The organism is Ureibacillus thermosphaericus (assembly GCF_012396605.1).
Classification (GTDB): domain Bacteria; phylum Bacillota; class Bacilli; order Bacillales_A; family Planococcaceae; genus Ureibacillus; species Ureibacillus thermosphaericus.
In genome coordinates, this window is record NZ_JAAXPW010000007.1 from 1 (window position 1) to 19,625 (window position 19,625).

Sequence of the window (19,625 nt, forward strand, 5' to 3'; positions counted from 1 at the left end):
AGAGAACAGCTATTCACGGAAGTTATAAAGACTTGCGTCAATCATCTTAATTGAACCGCCGTATACGGAACCGTACGTACGGTGGTGTGAGAGGACGGGAGTTAATCGCTCCCTCCTACTCGATTTAATCAAAATCGATATTTTTAGACAAGAAAAGAAAAAAAGAAACAATTGATATAAAAGTTTCGTCAATACTATAAAAGCTTTATGGATTTGATTATGATATACTTATTGATAGTATAATTGGGAATTTTTTAAATTTATAAAAATGGAATTTTTTATATACTATTATTATAAAAAATGCATAAACTATATCGCATGTGTTTTTTTGTTATTGATTTGGTGAATTAAGTGGGGGATGCCACATGAATATAATTGAGCAATTTACTGACTTTACTCCTGTAAATATTATTTTTAGTTTATTGGACGTCATACTTGTTTGGTACGTTATATATAAAATTTTAACCCTTATAAAAGGGACGAAAGCCGTTCAGTTATTAAAAGGTTTATTCGTCATTATCATTGCAAGAATTGCAACTGAAATCTTTGGTTTGGATACATTAGGCTGGATGCTCCAAGAAGTAATTGATTGGGGATTTTTAGCGATTATTATTATTTTCACACCTGAAATTCGAAGAGCCCTTGAACAAATTGGACGCGGTAGGTTATTTCAACGTCCAGTAAATCAATTGGAAGATGAACAAGCGCGTCTTATTGAAGCAATGAAAAAAGCTGTAAGTTATATGGCGAAAAGACGAATTGGTGCACTCATTTCCATTGAAAAAGAAACAGGCTTAAACGAATATATCGAAACAGGTATTCGACTTGATGCCCATATTACGTCAGAATTGATTATTAATACTTTTATTCCAAATACCCCACTTCATGATGGAGCAGTAATTGTACAAAAAGATCGAATAGCAGCAGCGGCATGTTATTTACCATTATCAGAAAGCACATTGATATCAAAAGAACTTGGTACAAGGCATCGAGCTGCTCTTGGGTTAAGTGAAGTTACAGATGCTATCGTAGTTGTTGTATCGGAAGAAACAGGTGCAGTTAGTATTGCAGTGAATGGCAATCTACATAGAAATCTCACATTAGAAAATTTCGAATCTTTACTTAGAACATTATGGTTTGGGCCAGAAATGGAACTAGACGCATCCTCTAAGTGGACTTGGAGGGGGAAAAAACATGGATAAATTTTTTGATAATATATGGGTGTTGAGAGCAACAGCCTTCATATTAGCGTTTCTTCTCTTCTTTTACGTGAAAGCGGAATTAACTGGTGGTGGAAAAGAATCTACATCGAATAATCATGTAGATATTATTACGGATGTTCCTTTAGAGGTCTATTATGATTCCGAAAATTTAATTGTTACTGGGTTGCCAGAAACTGTAGATGTAACAATTGAAGGCCCAATGCAAATTGTGTTAAAAACAAAATTCCAAAAAGATTTTAAAGTATTTGTTGACTTAAATTCATTGTTAATTGGTGAACATAGAGTTACAATACAGCATGAAAATTTTTCTGATAAACTGAATGTGACAATTGACCCAGAGGTAGTGGATGTTGTTATTGAAGAAAAAGTAACTCAAGAGTTTAGGGTAGATCCTGAAATCAATAACCGATTGTTTGCGGAAGGTTATGTGTTAAAATCGATGATGGCTGAGCCGAGTAAAGTGATTGTAACAGGTGCCAAGAGCATAATTGAAAACATAAGTTATGTAAAAGCAACAGTTTCAGCACCGGAAGGAATTAAGGAATCTTTTACCCAAGAAGCGAATGTCAAAGTATTAGATAGTAATTTAAATAAACTAGATGTATCTATTCAACCAGAAACGGTTAATGTGACTGTTGAAGTGGAGGAATATAGCAGAGATATTCCAATCACACTCAGGCAAATAGGAACACCACAACAAGGTGTAGTAATTAATGAACTAAATACAGATACAAAGACGATTGAATTGTTTGGTCCAAAATCTATTATTGACTCCCTAAAGTCTTTAGTCGTAGAATTTGACGTATCGAAGGTTGACCGCTCAGGAAATTATGAAGTGGACCTAAACTTGCCGAAGGGAGCTACTAAATTAGGAACTGATAAAATTATTGTACGCGCTAATGTTACAAAAACACCAACTCAATCAGATTCAGTTGATGAAGAAACCGATGAAGACCAAAGTATGGATGAGCCAAATGGTGTTGATGAGGAAATAAAAAGCGAATAAAATCTTGAATTTCAAAATAAAAAACTACTCAAATAACATAAATTGCTTGGTTTTGATTCCATGAATTATTCAAATATGGAATGTCAAGTGTTGAAGGAGAGAATAGTTATGGGAAAATATTTTGGAACAGACGGCGTACGAGGAGTCGCAAATACAGAGCTCTCCCCGGAACTTGCATTTAAATTAGGTCGTGTAGGGGGATACATTTTAACCAAAAATGCTAATGAAAGACCAAAAGTCATCATTGGTCGAGATACAAGAATTTCTGGTCATATGTTAGAAGGAGCGTTAGTTGCTGGCTTGCTTTCTATTGGGGTTGAAGTCATGAGATTAGGTGTCATTAGCACACCGGGTGTTGCTTATCTAACTCGAGTAATGAATGCAGATGCAGGAATTATGATTTCAGCTTCACATAATCCAGTTCAAGATAACGGAATTAAATTTTTCGGTCCAGATGGTTATAAATTAACAGATGAACAAGAAGAAGAAATTGAAAAATTACTAGATGCTGAGGTAGATACACTGCCGAGACCAATTGGGGCAGATTTAGGCACAGTCAGCGATTATTTTGAAGGTGGTCAGAAATACATCTCCTATCTAAAGCAAACGGTTGATGAAGATTTTGAAGGTATTCACGTTGCGATTGACTGTGCGAACGGAGCTACTTCTTCATTAGCAACGCATTTATTTGCAGATTTAGAGGCAGATATTTCAACAATGGGTGCTTCTCCGGATGGATTAAATATTAATGATGGAGTAGGTTCTACACACCCTGAAAAGCTGGCAGAATTCGTTGTGGAAAGAGAAGCGGATGTTGGGCTAGCCTTTGACGGCGATGGAGATCGATTGATTGCAGTCGATGAAAAAGGGAATATTGTCGATGGCGACCAAATCATGTTTATCATCGGGAAATATTTAAATAGTAAAGGGCTTTTAAAGAAAAATACAATCGTTTCGACAGTGATGAGCAACATGGGATTCTATAAAGCATTAGAAGAAAACGGAATGACTAGTGTACAAACGCCTGTTGGTGACCGTTATGTCGTTGAAGAAATGCGTAAAAATAGTTACAACTTAGGTGGCGAACAATCTGGCCACATCGTATTCCTTGATTACAACACTACTGGCGATGGTATGCTAACAGCTATCCAATTAGTAAATATAATGAAATTAACAGGTAAGCGGTTATCTGAACTAGCATCAGAAATGAAAATATTCCCGCAACGTTTAGTTAACGTACGTGTTACGGATAAAAATAAAGTGAAAGACAATCCAAAAGTACAAGAAGCAATTAAAGAAGTGGAAGATGTACTTGGAAACAATGGTCGAGTACTAGTTCGTCCTTCTGGAACCGAACCATTAGTTCGAGTAATGGTGGAAGCACCAACTGACGAAGAATGCGAAAGTTATGTAAATCGCATTGCAGAAGTTGTAAAAAAAGAAATGGGTATTACTGAATAACATAAACAGTGCTGTGGGTAATGTCAACATACATTGACTTTACACACAGCTTTTTTATTATGTCTGGATAGAAGAATGGATAAGTTTCTAAGTTATCGGGAGTTATATCTGCACATGAATAATTATTATTTGCACAAGGTAGGTATTCATCTGCACAAGCTAAAGTTGCATCCACACAAGTTACGGAAACATCAGCACGAGCAGGAATTATATCCACACAAATTGTTAATTTATCTAAACAAGCTAGTACCCTATCCACACAAGTGAAGAGGTTATCTGCACAAGTGGGCCATCATTCATATCCATAAGAGTTTAAACTACATTTGTGAAATATCCCCGCATGATGTTTTTCATCCATCTTTTTGATTATTTACAGAAGGAATCGGCAATAGTATTAAATGTGAAATATGAAAAGGAGTGTGAAATGATGGCAAAAATCGCGACATTAATTACAGATTTATTTGAGGATGTAGAATTTACAAGTCCAAAAGAAGCGTTAGAAGCTGCTGGTCATACAGTTGTGACGATTGATAAAGTAGGTAACAAAACCGTTAGAGGCAAAAAGGGAGAAGCAAAAGTCGACATTGATTATGGAATTGAAGATGTAGATCCAGATGACTTCGATGCTTTATTCATACCAGGAGGATTTTCACCGGATTTGTTGCGTGATGATGATCGAGTAGTGGCATTTGTTAAATCATTTATGAAAGCGAATAAGCTTGTATTTGCCATTTGTCACGGGCCTCAACTTTTAATTTCTGCTAGAGAATTAGAAGGACGTGACGTGACAGGATATAAGTCGATTCAAGTCGATTTAGAAAATGCCGGTGCAAAATTCCATGACGAGCCAGTTGTTGTATGTGGCAATCAGTTAGTTACAAGCAGAACACCAGATGATTTACCTGAATTTAACCGAGAAATTGTAAATTTATTAAAGGAGAAAGAGTTTCAGAAATAAAATAACATTCTTTGCCTTTGTTACCCCCTTATAATAATAATAAATTATATGAGTTTCCTTGCCCAAGCTAGGAATTTTCCTACCTTGGGCAAATTTGTTTGGAATATTGTAACTCTTGATATCTAAAAATAATAAGTAACATTAGTAAATCATTGACGTATAGATACATATTCTGTATGATGAGAATGCTTAATTTTTTATAAATATAATTTCCAGTTTTTAGAAAAATTAAGCGAGCGCGGTAAAGGAGGTTAGTTTCGCGCTATATAAATGCGATGGAAAACAATTAAAGCGCCAGGACTAAGGAAATCGGACGGCAATCAATCCTTAGTTGACGAGGTGGAGGTTTATCGAAATATTCGGCGGATGCCTCCCGATCGCATTGCCCGGTCGCAATTTCGTTCTTAAAACATAAAAGCAATTTTATGGACAAAGGAACGAAAAGGCAAAGCAATAAAAATTAAATAGCGATATCAAACCTACAATTCTTTTTTTGGACATATTGAACTAGACAGAGTTCAAATTCAAAAAAAGAGCAAAAAAGTAGGCTTAGTTTTCTGTTGCCTTTTTTCAGGAAACAAAATTCTACAATTTTTTTGGAAAATTGATAGTATGGTATCGCTTATTGACGGAGGTATGTAAATGTGTGGAATAGTTGGATATAACGGATATTTAAATGCAAAGGAAATCTTATTAAAAGGACTAGAAAAGCTTGAATACCGCGGCTATGATTCAGCAGGTATAGCCATTCAAAATCAAGAAGGAATTACAGTTTTCAAAGAAAAAGGAAGAATTGCTGACTTACGCAAAATTGTAGACGACAAAATGAAAGGAAACATCGGCATTGGTCATACACGTTGGGCAACACACGGAGAGCCTAATAAAATCAATGCGCATCCACATCAAAGTCTTTCTGGCAGATTTACGATTGTACACAACGGAGTCATTGAAAACTATCACCTACTACAAAAAGAGTATTTAAAAGATGCTCCAATGCTATCAGATACAGATACAGAGGTAATTGTACAGCTTGTAGAATTATTCTCTAATGAAGGTTCTTCAACTGAAGAAGCGTTTCGTAAAACCCTATCTTTATTGCATGGCTCCTATGCGATTGCTTTACTTGATATGGAAGATACTGAAACCATCTATGTAGCTAAAAACAAATCACCATTGCTTGTCGGTGTAGGTGAAGGATTTAATGTAGTTGCATCCGATGCAATGGCGATGTTACAAGTGACAAATCAATTTATTGAATTACATGATAAAGAAGTTGTATTGGTTTCGAAGGATAAAGTTGAAATTTCTACAATAGATGGACGTCAAATTGAACGAAAACCTTATACAGTGGAGCTAGATGCTAGCGACATCGAAAAAGGAACATATCCTCATTACATGTTAAAAGAAATGGATGAGCAGCCTGGTGTCGTTCGAAAAATCATTCAAGAATATAGTAATAATGCTGGAGAATTAACAATTGATGAAGCAATATTATCTGCTTTACGCAATGCGGATCGAATTTATATCATTGCGGCAGGAACGAGCTACCATGCAGGACTTGTAGGAAAACAATACTTTGAAAAGCTTGCTGGAATTCCAGTGGAAGTTCATATTTCTAGCGAATTCGGCTATAATATGCCATTACTATCTGAAAAGCCGCTCTTTATATTTATTTCTCAATCTGGCGAAACAGCGGATAGCAGACAGGTGCTTGTAAAAGTAAAAGAATTAGGCTATCCTGCGTTAACCATTACAAATGTTGCGGGTTCAACGCTTTCCCGTGAAGCGGATTACACACTATTACTACACGCTGGTCCTGAAATTGCCGTTGCTTCAACAAAAGCATATGTGGCACAATTAGCCGTTTTAGCAATTGCTGCTTATGTTACGGGTAAAAGCAAAGGAAACATCATAAACTTCGATTTAAAAACAGAGCTTGCTTTTGCTGCAAATGCAATTCAAACAATCGTGGATTCCAAAGAAGAACTGCATATTATCTCAAATGAATATTTAAATCATACTCGTAATGCGTTCTTCATTGGTCGAAATATCGATTATTATGTAAGTTTAGAAGGGGCACTTAAATTAAAGGAAATATCGTATATTCAAGCGGAAGGTTTTGCTGGTGGGGAGTTAAAGCATGGAACGATCGCATTAATTGAAAATGGAACACCTGTCTTTGCTCTCGTTACACAAGAGCCAGTAGCGTTAAATATTCGCGGTAACGTGAAAGAAGTAGTGGCACGTGGTGCTAATGCGTGCGTTATTTCAATGGAAGGGTTAAATGAAGACGAAGACCGACTTGTCATTCCGAAAGTGCATGCTCTTCTTACGCCGCTTGTTGCTGTAGTGCCGTTGCAGTTCATTAGTTACTATGCTGCTTTAGATCGTGGATGCGATGTTGACAAACCGCGAAATTTGGCGAAGTCTGTAACAGTGGAGTAAATAATCAATACACTTTTAACCTTTTGTTAAAGTAAAAAAGTTGTGAACTAATATAAAACCTATCCTCAATAAGGTGATGGATAGGTTTTATTTTTTATTTTAAATATGGAGTATGCAATGTGTATCGAATTTCAACTACATCTATGTTGCGGAGGTAGCATTTAGATAAATCTATTTGAACGAAAGCTAACTACTCAGCCTTCAATACTATCTAAAAAACTAATGTGCTCTTCAACGATAGGGTGCTATTCCGTAGAAAAATCAGCATTGTTTTCTATATTGAGGAACAACATTTTTTATGAATTTATATCATCACCTTCTCGTTTGAAGGTGATATTTTATTTTTAATACATATGGTGTAAAGATAATTCGTATTATTAATACGTTAAATATCTGTATTTAATCACGTATACAATTAATTGAAGGGTGAAAAATATTATGGAATTATTTGCTATGGATTAAAGATTTTGTGCTATACTTTTTATTAGGAAAAATAGAAAATAAATGTAGAATTTTGACAAGGAGTTGAGTGGAGTTGAGTAGAAAAGTGTTGCAACGAGCCATTTCAATGTTAACCAAATCAGATCTCAAATATGGTAATAATATACCAGAATGGCTAAAAGATGAATATTCTTATTGGGAAAAGTTGTTTCTGATAAGAATTTCCCTTGCCACTTTGGAACTATCGCTGAGAAAAAAGGCGATTTAAGATATTTTTATATAGAAAATCATGATTTAAGCCCTCTACCGAATGTATTAAGAGAGTTTTTGAAATTATCAAGAGAAAATGAGCATAATAAACATGCTTTGGTTGTTTTTGTGCAACCTGAAATTCCAGAACAGTCATTTGATTACTATGAAAATTATTTTTGGAATATTTTAAAATATCTACATGAGAATGATGAAAAAGAATGGAATGCAAATATTCCAACTGATCCAGATGATCCACTTTGGGAATTTTGTTTTGATGGAGAACCTATTTTTGTATCAGCTAATATGCCAGCATATAAACATAGAATTACTAGGAACATGGGAAAAAGCCTTATATTGATCTTTCAACCTAGAAGAATTTTTGCTGATATTACTCCAAAGGCTATTGATTTAATTCGATCAAAAGTAGAGTCGATAGAAAATCTCCCAATCCATCCGGATCTAGGAAGATATGGAGACGAAAGCAACAGAGAATGGAAACAGTATATAATCACTGATGACAATAATCCAAGAAAAGGGGTATGTCCATTCCATCCTAAATCTTGATAATCAGAATTACTGATTTGTACATCATACTAAGTTTATAAAGGTGTGTGGGGTTTTATGGCATTGTATCTTACTTATGTTATTGTGGGCCTTTCTATTGCCATGCCAATTGGAGCCATTTCTGTAGAAATGATCAAGCAAGGTCTCAAGAATGGCTTTTGGCATGGTTGGGCTGTTGGATTAGGAGGTATGACGATTGATTTAGCTTTAATCGCAGCATTTTATTTCGGATTATCCTCCATTTTGAAGCAACCGTTTATTCAAATCCCGATGTGGATTGTTGGTGCAGTATTTTTGTTTTTAATTGGTTATGATTCTATTAAAAATGCGGATCATGATATCACATTATCAGGTGAAAAGCCAACAAAATCTTGGTTTTCTTCATATAGAAATGGTTTTCTTGTTGCGATATCTCCAGGGAATATAGTGTTTTGGCTAAGCGTATTCGGGTCGGTTCTTACCAACTCATATGATATGGCGAATCCAATTAAATTTATCACCATTGGGACGGGTGTGTTAACCGGAATTTTACTACATGACATTGGCTTATTAACCATTGTTTCTACTACAAGAAAGTTAATGAGCCGTTCGATGATAAAAGTAAGTTCTATTATTGCTGGTATAGTGTTAATTGGTTTTTCGGGTTATTTTGTTTATGAAGCTATTTCTGCAGTTAAACAATTGATTTAAATTATTTGGTGTTTGTCGACGGTAAATCTGACAGAATGAAGGTTGACGAGTTACCACATTTATGGTTTCTCATGTAAGAGCATAAGGAATTTTTGCCCTCACTGAAGGTGTGGAATCAGGCAGGGCCTGATAAAACGTAACAAAGAGGCTGTCCCAAAAGATCGGTAAAACGACCTTTTTGAGGACAGCCTCCTGCTTTTTCTTTTACATTATTTGGATATTTTTTGTTCTCTCAAAGGATCTGCTTCTTCTCATCCCCGTATGTTCTCCCTTTTTCTTTTTATTGGGTGGACGGTGGCCGCCCACTTTTTCAAATTGTGTGCAACACAAATCCCCCCCATTCCATGGTAATTTCTTTAGGGCAATGGGATATTGAGTTTGTGTTAGGCGATGCCGCGTATGGCAGCGAAAAGATTCGACAAACAGCCGAACAAGCAGGAATCTTATTCCTTTCTCCCATCAACCGCCGAAAATAGCGAGGAACGGAAAGATGCCTATGGCCGGGTTCTTCCTGTCTTTTTGAAAACGAGGTTTGGCCAATGGCTGTTTGGGCTTCGCCGCGGGATTGAACGGGTATTTAACGAGCGAAAGAGTGATGGGGTGGAACAGCCACGATGGTATGGATTTCATCGATATTTACTACATGTGTTATGCTGCATCCTTATGCATAACTTCGAGTTTTTACTCTAGTTTTGCAACACCATCATCAATTTGATGAACGGGGATATTTTATAATTCTAGATACATTTGAGTTCCGATAATCTTGATTATGTTGCATCTCAAATTTCTCAATGAAATGAGGATGTCCCAAAAGTGTTCGCATAGCGTTCGCTTTTGGGACATCCTCATTTTAAATAAATAAATTCTAATTAATAAAATCAGATAAGCATAAAAATAGCCCTTGCATGAGATCTTCTTAAAATGAAAGTGCGACCAAACATCAAAAGGAGAATCCCCATGCAAGAGCACTTTCATCTTACAACAGATCGAGCCAAACTTCAAAAACAATATGCAGCGATTTTATTCTTTGTATCCGCTCAACTGTCGAGCATCCAGATTCATCTTCAACGTCGAAATCGTCATTGGTTGAAACAGAAAGACGAAGTCATCATCACCATCCATGTCCTTGGAAAGTTGCTGGGCTTCACTTCCGAACGGGCTTGGCACCAGTTTGTGATCGGGAATTTGTTTCCCAAGGCCTTGTTCCCTGAACGTTCTCGGTACAACCATCGCTACCGAGCGCTTGGCTTTGCGACCAAGTGGATACGGCACCAGCTGGCCAAACGCGGGCAGACCATGCGTATGCGGTCGTGGACAGCTTGCCGATCGATCGGTGTCATTCATCCCGAATGTATCGTGCCAAACGGTTTCGTGGAATTGCCGATATTGGCTATTGTGCTTCGAAAAAGATCGCTTTCTATGGGTTGAAACTTCATCTGCAGGTCACCGACCAAGGGCTTCCGATGGGATATGTCGTCACTGAAGCGTCTTGTCATGATCGGATGGCTGCGGAGACCGTCATGACACAAATTCCACATCCGTATAACCTAGGTGACAAAGGGTATATCAGCCAAAAGCTGCAAAAGAAGCTGTACGAAGAGCATCGAATCGCTTTTTGGACGCCCGTTCGAAAAAATCAGCGAATTCGCCAATCGGACGCATGGAAACAGTGGATGAAGCGAAAACGTAAAGTGGTGGAAACCGTGTTTTCGATTTTAGTCGATTCGTATCGGATCACCGAGATTCGAGCAAACTCGGTTTCTGGATTTGAAACGGCACTGGATGGTATTTTACTGGCTTACTCCTTGTTGTTCTTGGGCTAGTTGAGCGTTAAGACTCAACTAGCACCACGGGTTTTTAATACATAAGTATTTACTTATATAAAGAATGATGGTATGTTATATATAAGCAATTGCTTATATAAAGAATTGGAGGTTTCATTTTGGATTTATTAGAAAAACAATTAAAAGCATTGGCAGATAAAAATCGTCTAACGCTCTTAGCTTGTATGAAAAATGGTGAGGTATGTGTTTGTGAATTTGTTGAAGTGCTCGGTATTTCGCAACCTGCTGTTAGCCAGCAGTTAAAAAAGTTAAAAGATGCAGGCATAATTTTAGAAAGAAAAGAAGGTACGTGGAAATATTATCGAATTGCTGATCAACTGTCCCCTGTTGTCGAAGCAGTTATTAACGAATTAAAAACTAATGATGGAGGAAATACATGTTCTTGTTAGCAAGAACTCTCTATCACAACATAAATGTTTGTTATTTGGCAGCCTAGGTGACTGAATATTGGTGGGACTACTATGGAAGGAGCTGTAATAGTCTTACTTGTTGGCATTGTTATTTCTCTTATGTTGGCTTAGTAATCAATAGAATGAATGCTATGCTGTTAGTTCAAATCGCCCGTTACTCTTGTGTGGTTATATGTACTTTCAGGAAAAGGGGTCAAAATCTCATGGGGGATGTATTTGAAAACAGGGATTCTATTAACGATACCTATTTTGTTGTTTACTTTAATCGGTCTTTATGTCGCACTACGTATTTTTAATGAAAGGTGTTTATTTTATGGAAAAGAAAACGTTGTATTTTTTATGTACTGGCAACTCATGTCGTTCACAAATGGCTGAAGGGTTTGCCAAAAAATATTTATCAGACTGGAATATTAAAAGTGCGGGCATTGAAGCACATGGATTAAACCCGATGGCTGTAAAAGCAATGGCTGAAGTTGGCATCGATATTTCAAATCAAACGTCAGATACCATTGACCACAATATTTTAAATAACGCCACGCTCGTCGTGACTCTGTGTGAAGATGCAGCTGACAAATGTCCTGTAACGCCACCTCATGTAAAACGAGAACATTGGAAATTTGATGATCCAGCAAAAGCGAGTGGAACAGAAGAAGAAAAATGGCTTGTATTTAAAACAGTACGGGATGCGATTGAAGAACGAATACGATTGTTTGCTAGGGAGAAAAACTGATGCGAATACACAAATCTGGCAATAAATCAGTCGAATTTTTCACGTCATATATGCAACTTGTTTTACAAACTAACATCACTACAGTTGAAAATCTTGAAGAATATATGACTCAACACTTTTTTCAAAGTGATCTATCTTCACTTGGTCCTATTACGCTTGCTAATTTTAAACAGGCGCTTCAAATAATTTTAAGAAATGAGGAATGAAAATGGAATTTACTATCTTACCAAATTCATCTTGTTGCACACCTAATTCAGGGTGTTGTGAATTAAAATATCCAGTTGCTATCATTGGTGCAGGTCCTATTGGATTAGCTGCCGCTGCCCATTTAAAGTCTTACAATCTGCCATTTATCATATTCGAAAAAAATGAGGTTGCTGCAAATGTTGCTTCTTGGGAGCATGTTCAGCTATTTTCTTCTTGGAAATATAATGTAGACAGTGCTGCTAAACAAATATTAGAAAAAAACGGCTGGAAGATGCCGAATAAAGAAGAAATTCCAACAGGTAAAGCATTACGAGAAGACTATTTACTTCCTCTAAGTGAGCTATTTAAAGAGCAGCTTCATACGAATGAAGAAGTAATTGCGATTACAAAATTAGATACTGATAAAATGAAATCGTCTAATCGAGCAAATAAGCCTTTTTTAATTTTCACTAAAAACGGGCAGGCAACAAAGATGTATAAAGCTAGCGCAATTATTGATGCGACAGGTACATGGGGAAATCCGAATCCTGCTGCTAGTCATGGGGTAATGTTACCAAGCGAAAAAGCAGCCAGACATAAAATTAATTATCAAATTCCTAACGTGCCAGCTAATATTTCACGCTATGCAAACAAACGGATTGCAGTTATAGGCGGAGGACATTCAGCAATCAATTCACTACTTCAATTAGTGGAATTAAAAGATGCCCATCCACAAACTGAAATTACATGGATTTTACGCAAAAAACGAGTGGAAGATGCTCTAGGTGGTGGAACTGCCGATGAATTAGCTGCACGTGGTGAACTTGGCTTAAAAATGAAAAAAATCCTCTCTGAAAAAGTGATTTATGTAGAAACACCTTTTTATATTCAATCTATTTTCGAAAAAGAAGAAGGATTGATTCTTAAAGGTACAGATAAAAAAATTGGTCCGTTCGACGAATTAATTGTCAATACTGGCAATCGTCCAGACTTCTCATTTATTAGTGAACTACGTTATGAGGTTGATCCTGCAACAGAAGCTGTTACAAAATTAGCACCACTTATTAATCCAAACTTGCATAGTTGCGGGACTGTTCCACCACATGGAGAAAAGGAATTGCGTCAACCAGAAACGAATTTTTATATCGTTGGTTCAAAATCATATGGACGCGCTCCAACATTCTTAATGGCTACTGGTTATGAACAAGTACGTTCAATTGTTGCGCATCTTGCAGGAGATACAGAAGCAGCTCTTGATGTGAAATTATCACTTCCTGAAACGGGTGTTTGTCATACAGGTATTGATGGGTGTTGCCAATAATAAAGGGGTTTTGTATAATGATTCGTTTTTTAGAAAAGGAAGATATACCAGATGTACTAAAAATTTATCAATTAGGAATTGATACGGGAATTGCTACATTTGAATCAAAAGCTCCTTCTATAAAGGAATGGGACAAAAAATATCATCCGTATCTTCGATATGTCTATGAAGAAAATAAAAAGATTTTGGGTTGGGTATCCATTACACCTGTTTCTTCAAGAGAGGTTTATAAAGGCGTAGGAGAAGTTAGTATTTATGTTCACCCTCAAGCACAGGGCAAAGGGGTAGGTACACAATTACTTCAACATTTAATTGAGAAAGCCAAACTCTCGGGTTACTGGATGTTGCAAGCATCTATATTTGAAGTGAATTTAGCTAGTATCCACCTTCACAAAAAGGCAGGATTTGTAATTGTGGGTGTACGAAAAGGGATTGCTAAAAAGAATGGCCAATGGACGAACACAATATTGATGGATAAACATTTAATTCTTGATTAACGTTTAACAGTTATAAATATAAATAATCTTCAACAATCGGGAGCGTTTACAGAGTATTGTAGTAAAAAACAGTATGCTGTATTTTTTATAAGCAGCATTTACAAATAACGGAAGTTCAGTTCACAACTTTATTATTCATTCCAATTTATTTGAAGTGGATAAAAATGGTTTTTAGGTTCATAACTTTATTATTTTTCAAAAGTTAGTCATATAAAATGCGGATTTGAAGAGTTGATAGTTCACAGCTTTATTATTTGTTTACATGTTGTTGACGACTAATAAATTCATGAACTAAAGAAAATTTTAATACCTATCCAAACATAAGAAGGATAGGTCTTATTGTTTAATAGAGAGTAGGATAATAATAGACTACTTCCTCAATCCTTCTGTTTCATTAACATAAAGGATATCTAAAATGTAAGTCTGTTCATCATTTAATTGTTATACATATTCATCATTAGATTTTTAAATAAATTTAGGTAGCTATCTCCAATCTCTAATTACCTAGCGATTTTGATTTAAAAAGTCTTCTGTTGACAAAATCTGTGCATAAGTTCCGTTAATTGCAGCAATAAACGAATAATGTACTTGTTCAGCGGTTAGTTCAATATGATTATATCTTAAAGCTCTTGTTGTACATGCATCTTCGATTAAAGTTACTTGAAAACCTAAATCAGCAGCGGCACGAACTGTAGCATCAATACACATGTGTGTCATCATACCAACAACGACCAATTTTGTGATGTTTTTTTCTCTTAACTTTTTTTCTAAATCCGTGTTTAAGAAACTGTTAGGTGCATGTTTAATCGTAATGCTTTCTGAATCTAAAGGCTTCACACTTGAATGAATTTCAACGCCCTCCGTATCAGGGAGTAAGTAACCCTTAGAAGGATCCACTACAATAGGTTGTACGTGAAAAATCTTCTCTTTATTGTATTGTCGGAAACATTTTAAAACTTTCGCTGCATTTGCTGCTGCTTGTTCAGCTTTATTTAACTCAAGCTTCCATTAGGAAAATAATCATTTTGAATATCGATTATTATTAATGCTGTGTTCATCAAAATCACCTCATTAAGAATTTGTTATAATAAAACATAAATTTGATGTAATGATAATAAAAAATAAAACACTTCTCGATAAGTTGATGAAAGTTTTTTAGTCAAATAGGTTTCACAATGAAAGGAGTTTTAAATGAAATTAGATAATATTGATTTCCAAATACTCCAATTACTCACGCATAACGCTCGTATTCAATGGAAAGATCTCGGAGAATTGATTCATATGTCTGGTCAAGCAATAGGAAATAGAATTAAAAAAATTAGAAGATAGTGGAGTCATTAAGTCATATTCTTTGATGGTAGATGAATCAAAATTAGGTCTTACTTATACAGCGTTTATTATTATTTCCATGATTCAAATAATCACGAGGCATTTAAACATTTTATAAACAGTAAAAAAGAAATTATTGAAGCACATCGTATTTCAGGGAGCGGCTGTTTCTTATTAAAAGTTAAGTTTGATATCCAAGAGACATTAAATTCATTATTGGATGAAATTTCAAAATTTGGAAACTACCAATTACGCATATCTATTAGTGAAGTTATAAATACTCATCCAATCAACGCCATTTTGTAGGAGTATTTTTATCAATAGAAATCATGTAAAAAAATATAATCTTTCCTAAGTGAATAAAGTTATCGAAGTCGTTTCTACTCCTGTTAGAAAGCAGGCAACCATATATAATTGATAGTTTCGGACTGGATCCAATTAGGATTCAGTCTTTTTTATTTTGTATTGGCACCTTTTCATTTCGAAACGGAGTATACGGTATAAAAAATAAACTACATAGATTGTTCAAGAACGACACGGTATTGTAAAAAATGGTAATTAAAAAATTCAATATGATTAAATTAATAAATCAATGAAAGGAGTTGAGTGGTATGGTGAGTAATTCTAAGCAAAAAGAAATTGTGGCTAAAATCATGAACGAAATCGAAATAATGGATGAAAAAGAATTTGAAGCTTTATATAATCAACTGGATATTGACCATCAAATGTTTGTCGATGGAGCAATACGTAAATTTGCTGACTTTGCTGTAGACAGTGAGCATGGGGATTCTGATAAATGAAATAGTATTTGTATTATGGGATATTGAAATCCGAACCCTCTTTTTAACAACATAAATTCAGGAGGTAGCATGGAAACAAACTTTATTTAAACTCTTATTTGTACTGCAATACAAATAGGAGTTTTTTTATTTATATAATTTGTCTTAAAAATAAATAGCGATTGCTGCAGCATAAAATACTGTGAGCAATCCCTTACTACATTACAAACCCGCCGTCGACATAAAGAGTTTGTCCAGTCATAAAGCGGCTCCAGTCAGAGGCTAAAAACAGAACAGGACCAGCAATATCTTCTGGAGTGGCAATTCGCTTTAACGGCGTTTGAGCGATAATCAGCTCCTTTAGATTTTCCTTTGTTGTTCGGCTCGCATCTGTTGGATAAACTAGACCAGGGGCGACGCAATTGACGCGGATGCCAAAGGAGCCGACTTCGACAGCCAAATTTCTACTATACCCCATAAGTGCGGTCTTGGCAGTATTGTATTCATGATACGGGACGATGGGGCGTTCAACTAAGTTTGTAATGATATTAATAATACTGCCCTGGCTTTGTTTTTTCATGATGGGGATGACTGCTTGGCAAATATAATGGGCTGAGCGTACTGCTCCATCAATTTGCCCCTGATAGTCTTCCCATTGCACTTCCCAAGCTAACTTGCGAGTTTCAGGATTAAACTGAAAGGATTTAAAGGCATTGTTAACGACTACATCAATTTTGCCTGCTTCTAACATAATCTCCTCAATCATTTGATTCACAGCCTCTTCAGATGTAACATCTCCTTGAATGGCATAACCGTCACCACCAAGCTGTATGCATTCAGCTGCCACTTTTTCAGCAAGCATTTTATTCTGCAAATAATTGACAATGACAAAAGCCCCTTCCTTTGCAAAAGCACGAGCAATTGCTGCACCAATGCCGCGGCTTGCTCCGGTAACTAGGACAACTTTCCCCTCAAAGTTCATTGCTCTACCTCCAAAAATTCCTCAGTCACGACTTGAGACATGTCCAATTGATTATTCACTAAACCTAACTGTTGATATGTGTCTGCTCCCTTTTGTAATACATCGGCATCAATAGCCCCTAATCCTTTTATCTCCGTATCTTCTGAAACTGAAGAAGCATTACGTAGCTTAATTATCTCTAAATTGATGTTTTCATCTTTTCCATCAATAGCAAATTCTTTCGCAAGTTTTGCAGCTTCTTCCGGATTTTCAAGCATCCATTGGGCGCTTTCTCTGTATGCGGCAACGAAACGCTTCAATTCCTCTTTTTTCTCTTCGTACGTTTTTTCTGTCACAACAAAGACATCACTTGGTATATTTAAATAATCTCTCACTTCAATTATATTTACATCGCCTAATCCTTTTTGTTTTGCAAGGTATAATCCGGTATCCGTTGCTGCAGTTGCATCCACTTGACCCTGTATTAGTGGGGCAAAATTTGATATGCCTGTTTCCACAATCTTGACATCATCCTCCGTCAAACCAACTTGGTGGAGAAGGATTAATAAGTTTTGTCGCGTTCCACTTGTTAGGCTGTAAACACCAATTGTTTTTCCTTTCAAATCTTCTGGCTTTTCAATACCGCTTTCTTTTAACGCCACAATATTGAACACGTTCTGTGGATAAATATTATAAATAACTTTTAATTTTTCTCCTTTGTCTAAAGCAAAGTAAAGAGATCCAGGGTCAGTAAAGGCAATATCTGCTTGACCGGAAAGAATATTTTTAATAGCATCTCCACCACCAGCACCGGGAATCACCTTTAAATCAATGCCTTTTTCTTTGAAAAATCCTTTTTCATCATCGACTAATAGGTTGACGGATTCTGTAATAGGCTGGCTCCAGAGTGCAACTGTCAGCTGTGCAAATGATTCTTTTTCATTCGAGCCTTCCTCTTTTGAACCGCATGCTGTTAGAAGTAATAAAAGAAATGCGATGATTATATGTTTCAACTTCATATCTTTCATATCTCCTTCTTCAATCTTTTCATCCACATTTTTTCAAGCCAAGATACAGTTAAGTAAAGAATCATACCGAAAATTGTTAATAAAATTAATGTGGCAAACATAAGGGCGGTATCCATCATTGCTTGGGTTGCGATAATAAGCGCCCCTAGTCCTTCACTGCCGCCGATAAATTCTCCGACAACCGCCCCCACAATTGCAAGGACAACCGAAACACGAAGTCCAGCTAAAATGCCCAGCATACCAGAAGGAATTTTTAAGTGAATTAATGTTTGTAGCCGTGTTGCACCAAGCATTTTAAATAGTTCCTGCTTTTGTATATCGCTTAACTGAATAGCTGTTACTGTATTTTCAAGCAATGGGAAAAAGCATACAAGCGCAGTAATAACAACTTTGGACGTCATGCCGAAGCCAAACCAAAGAATAAATAACGGAGCCAATGCCAGCTTGGGAACTGCTTGACTCGCTATAATATAAGGAAAGAGAAGCTTACGTAAAAAGGCCACTTCTCCCATTAGAACTCCTACCGTAAATCCAGCTACACCACCAAAAAAGAGACCAAGAATTACCTCAGCGGCAGTCCGCTGAATATGCTGTGTAAAATAGCCGCTTAAAAGTCCATCAACAAGGGTGAGTACTATTACAGAAGGAGCTGGTAATACAAGTTCGGAATAGGACTTGGATGTTACTTCCCAAATAACTAGTAAAAAAATGAATAATAAGAATGAATAAACGGATGTTTTTTTCATAAGCGTTCACCATTCATCACTTGACGTAACGTGAAACATAGTTCGTTAAAATAAGGCTCATATCTCATTTCCATTCTACGTGGGCGTTCAAGCATGATGGGGGTTTGATAGACAATTTCTCCATGTGCCATGACAGCAACTCTATCGGATAAATATACAGCTTCCGCAATATCATGGGTAATAAAGAGCACAGTAATATTATGCATATAGCACATTCTTAAAAGATCATCTTGCAGTTCTTCTCTTGTAATGGCATCTAATGCTGCAAAAGGCTCGTCCAAAAATAATAAAGAAGGCTTTTGCATTAAGGCTCTTGCAAGAGCGACCCGGCTTTGTTGTCCACCGGAAAGCTGTAAAGGGTAACAATCTCGATAAGAGGCTAAGCCAACAAGCTCTAAGTATTCCATTGCCTGCTCCATATCCTCACTTCTGATTTTCCGTTTCAATTTAATAGGGAGAAGCACATTTTCAATAACTGTTTTCCATTCCAATAGAGTTGGAGTTTGAAAGACAAAACTACAATTAGGTAAAGGTTTGATTACTTCCTTTCCTTGCAGGCGAATGCTTCCATTCTCAGATGAAAGTAGGCCAGCAGCAAGCTTTAATAAGGTCGTTTTTCCGCAGCCGCTTTTTCCAAGCAGACAATGAAACTCTCCTTTATTGATTTCCCAGCTAATCCCACGTAAAATTTGATTTTTTCCTTGTTCGTAACTGTATGTTACATCCTCCATTACCAAAAAACTCATATTAAAAA

General features: G+C 36.3%; 17 protein-coding genes and 6 pseudogenes. 18 read left to right on the forward strand and 5 right to left on the reverse strand.

All coding sequences use genetic code 11. The features are described 5' to 3' along the window. Positions 1-365 precede the first annotated feature (365 nt). The 16 genes and pseudogenes from cdaA to HF990_RS04520 all read left to right on the forward strand — a co-directional run bounded on the left by cdaA (position 366) and on the right by HF990_RS04520 (position 14,028). The gene (gene cdaA / locus HF990_RS04445; protein WP_016839588.1) at positions 366-1,202 is read left to right on the forward strand and encodes a diadenylate cyclase CdaA; all 837 of its coding nucleotides are present in this window, start codon (positions 366-368) and stop codon (positions 1,200-1,202) included. Then, a complete protein-coding gene (locus HF990_RS04450; protein ID WP_168412074.1) occupies positions 1,195-2,229 on the forward strand; it encodes a CdaR family protein in 1,035 nt (344 codons plus the stop codon). The genes cdaA and HF990_RS04450 overlap by 8 nt, the downstream gene beginning before the upstream one ends. A 108-nt stretch (positions 2,230-2,337) precedes the next feature. Further along, positions 2,338-3,690: a phosphoglucosamine mutase gene (gene glmM, locus HF990_RS04455; RefSeq protein WP_016839586.1), complete on the forward strand. Its 1,353-nt coding sequence runs from the start codon at positions 2,338-2,340 to the stop codon at positions 3,688-3,690. Between the two features lie 203 nt (positions 3,691-3,893). Further along, positions 3,894-3,998 (forward strand): annotated as a pseudogene (locus HF990_RS15345) (MbeD/MobD family mobilization/exclusion protein); the annotation flags it as partial. 119 nt (positions 3,999-4,117) lie between these two features. Next, a complete protein-coding gene (locus tag HF990_RS04465; protein WP_168412075.1) occupies positions 4,118-4,648 on the forward strand; it encodes a type 1 glutamine amidotransferase domain-containing protein in 531 nt (176 codons plus the stop codon). Between the two features lie 642 nt (positions 4,649-5,290). Further along, positions 5,291-7,093 (forward strand): glutamine--fructose-6-phosphate transaminase (isomerizing), encoded by a 1,803-nt coding sequence (gene glmS / locus HF990_RS04470; RefSeq protein WP_168412076.1) that lies wholly within the window; start codon positions 5,291-5,293, stop codon positions 7,091-7,093. Positions 7,094-7,729: 636 nt separating this feature from the next. Then, complete coding sequence (locus HF990_RS04475) at positions 7,730-8,350, forward strand: YqcI/YcgG family protein (protein WP_008881768.1); 621 nt, start codon at positions 7,730-7,732, stop codon at positions 8,348-8,350. A 57-nt stretch (positions 8,351-8,407) separates the two neighbouring features. Continuing rightward, positions 8,408-9,040: a LysE family translocator gene (locus HF990_RS04480; RefSeq protein ID WP_168412077.1), complete on the forward strand. Its 633-nt coding sequence runs from the start codon at positions 8,408-8,410 to the stop codon at positions 9,038-9,040. Positions 9,041-9,384: 344 nt separating this feature from the next. Next, a pseudogene (locus tag HF990_RS15290) lies at positions 9,385-9,730 on the forward strand (transposase); the annotation flags it as partial. A 267-nt stretch (positions 9,731-9,997) separates the two neighbouring features. After that, a pseudogene (locus HF990_RS04490) lies at positions 9,998-10,874 on the forward strand (IS982 family transposase). 108 nt (positions 10,875-10,982) lie between these two features. Beyond that, complete coding sequence (locus tag HF990_RS04495) at positions 10,983-11,273, forward strand: ArsR/SmtB family transcription factor (protein ID WP_016839579.1); 291 nt, start codon at positions 10,983-10,985, stop codon at positions 11,271-11,273. A 168-nt stretch (positions 11,274-11,441) separates the two neighbouring features. After that, positions 11,442-11,588 (forward strand): annotated as a pseudogene (locus HF990_RS15035) (ArsB/NhaD family transporter); the annotation flags it as partial. A gap of 19 nt (positions 11,589-11,607) precedes the next feature. Further along, positions 11,608-12,024 (forward strand): arsenate reductase (thioredoxin), encoded by a 417-nt coding sequence (gene arsC, locus HF990_RS04505; RefSeq protein ID WP_016839578.1) that lies wholly within the window; start codon positions 11,608-11,610, stop codon positions 12,022-12,024. Beyond that, positions 12,024-12,230, forward strand: a complete 207-nt coding sequence (locus HF990_RS04510; RefSeq protein ID WP_016839577.1) for a hypothetical protein — start codon at positions 12,024-12,026, stop codon at positions 12,228-12,230. Before arsC ends, HF990_RS04510 begins: the two co-directional genes overlap by 1 nt. A gap of 2 nt (positions 12,231-12,232) precedes the next feature. After that, positions 12,233-13,531 (forward strand): NAD(P)-binding domain-containing protein, encoded by a 1,299-nt coding sequence (locus HF990_RS04515; RefSeq protein ID WP_016839576.1) that lies wholly within the window; start codon positions 12,233-12,235, stop codon positions 13,529-13,531. 17 nt (positions 13,532-13,548) lie between these two features. Then, positions 13,549-14,028 (forward strand): GNAT family N-acetyltransferase, encoded by a 480-nt coding sequence (locus tag HF990_RS04520; protein WP_016839575.1) that lies wholly within the window; start codon positions 13,549-13,551, stop codon positions 14,026-14,028. A gap of 504 nt (positions 14,029-14,532) precedes the next feature. Here HF990_RS04520 and HF990_RS04525 read toward each other — a convergent pair. After that, positions 14,533-15,086 (reverse strand): annotated as a pseudogene (locus tag HF990_RS04525) (cysteine hydrolase family protein). Between the two features lie 133 nt (positions 15,087-15,219). Here HF990_RS04525 and HF990_RS04530 point away from each other — a divergent pair. Together HF990_RS04530 and HF990_RS04535 are read left to right on the forward strand one after the other, a co-directional pair. Next, positions 15,220-15,663 (forward strand): annotated as a pseudogene (locus HF990_RS04530) (Lrp/AsnC family transcriptional regulator). A 305-nt stretch (positions 15,664-15,968) separates the two neighbouring features. Further along, positions 15,969-16,157, forward strand: coding sequence for a hypothetical protein (locus HF990_RS04535; RefSeq protein ID WP_168412078.1), 189 nt, complete (start codon positions 15,969-15,971; stop codon positions 16,155-16,157). A gap of 196 nt (positions 16,158-16,353) precedes the next feature. Here the strand turns inward: HF990_RS04535 and HF990_RS04540 are convergent, their stop codons facing one another. The 4 genes from HF990_RS04540 to HF990_RS04555 are packed head-to-tail and all read right to left on the reverse strand — an operon-like array spanning position 16,354 to position 19,617. Further along, positions 16,354-17,118 (reverse strand): SDR family oxidoreductase, encoded by a 765-nt coding sequence (locus HF990_RS04540; protein WP_016839010.1) that lies wholly within the window; start codon positions 17,116-17,118, stop codon positions 16,354-16,356. After that, positions 17,115-18,116, reverse strand: a complete 1,002-nt coding sequence (locus HF990_RS04545) for an ABC transporter substrate-binding protein (protein ID WP_168412079.1) — start codon at positions 18,114-18,116, stop codon at positions 17,115-17,117. The genes HF990_RS04540 and HF990_RS04545 overlap by 4 nt, the downstream gene beginning before the upstream one ends. Positions 18,117-18,121: 5 nt before the next feature. Next, a complete protein-coding gene (locus tag HF990_RS04550) occupies positions 18,122-18,871 on the reverse strand; it encodes an ABC transporter permease (protein WP_168412080.1) in 750 nt (249 codons plus the stop codon). Continuing rightward, on the reverse strand, positions 18,868-19,617 hold the full coding sequence (locus tag HF990_RS04555) for an ABC transporter ATP-binding protein (RefSeq protein ID WP_168412081.1): 750 nt from the start codon (positions 19,615-19,617) through the stop codon (positions 18,868-18,870). Before HF990_RS04555 ends, HF990_RS04550 begins: the two co-directional genes overlap by 4 nt. Positions 19,618-19,625 lie beyond the last annotated feature (8 nt).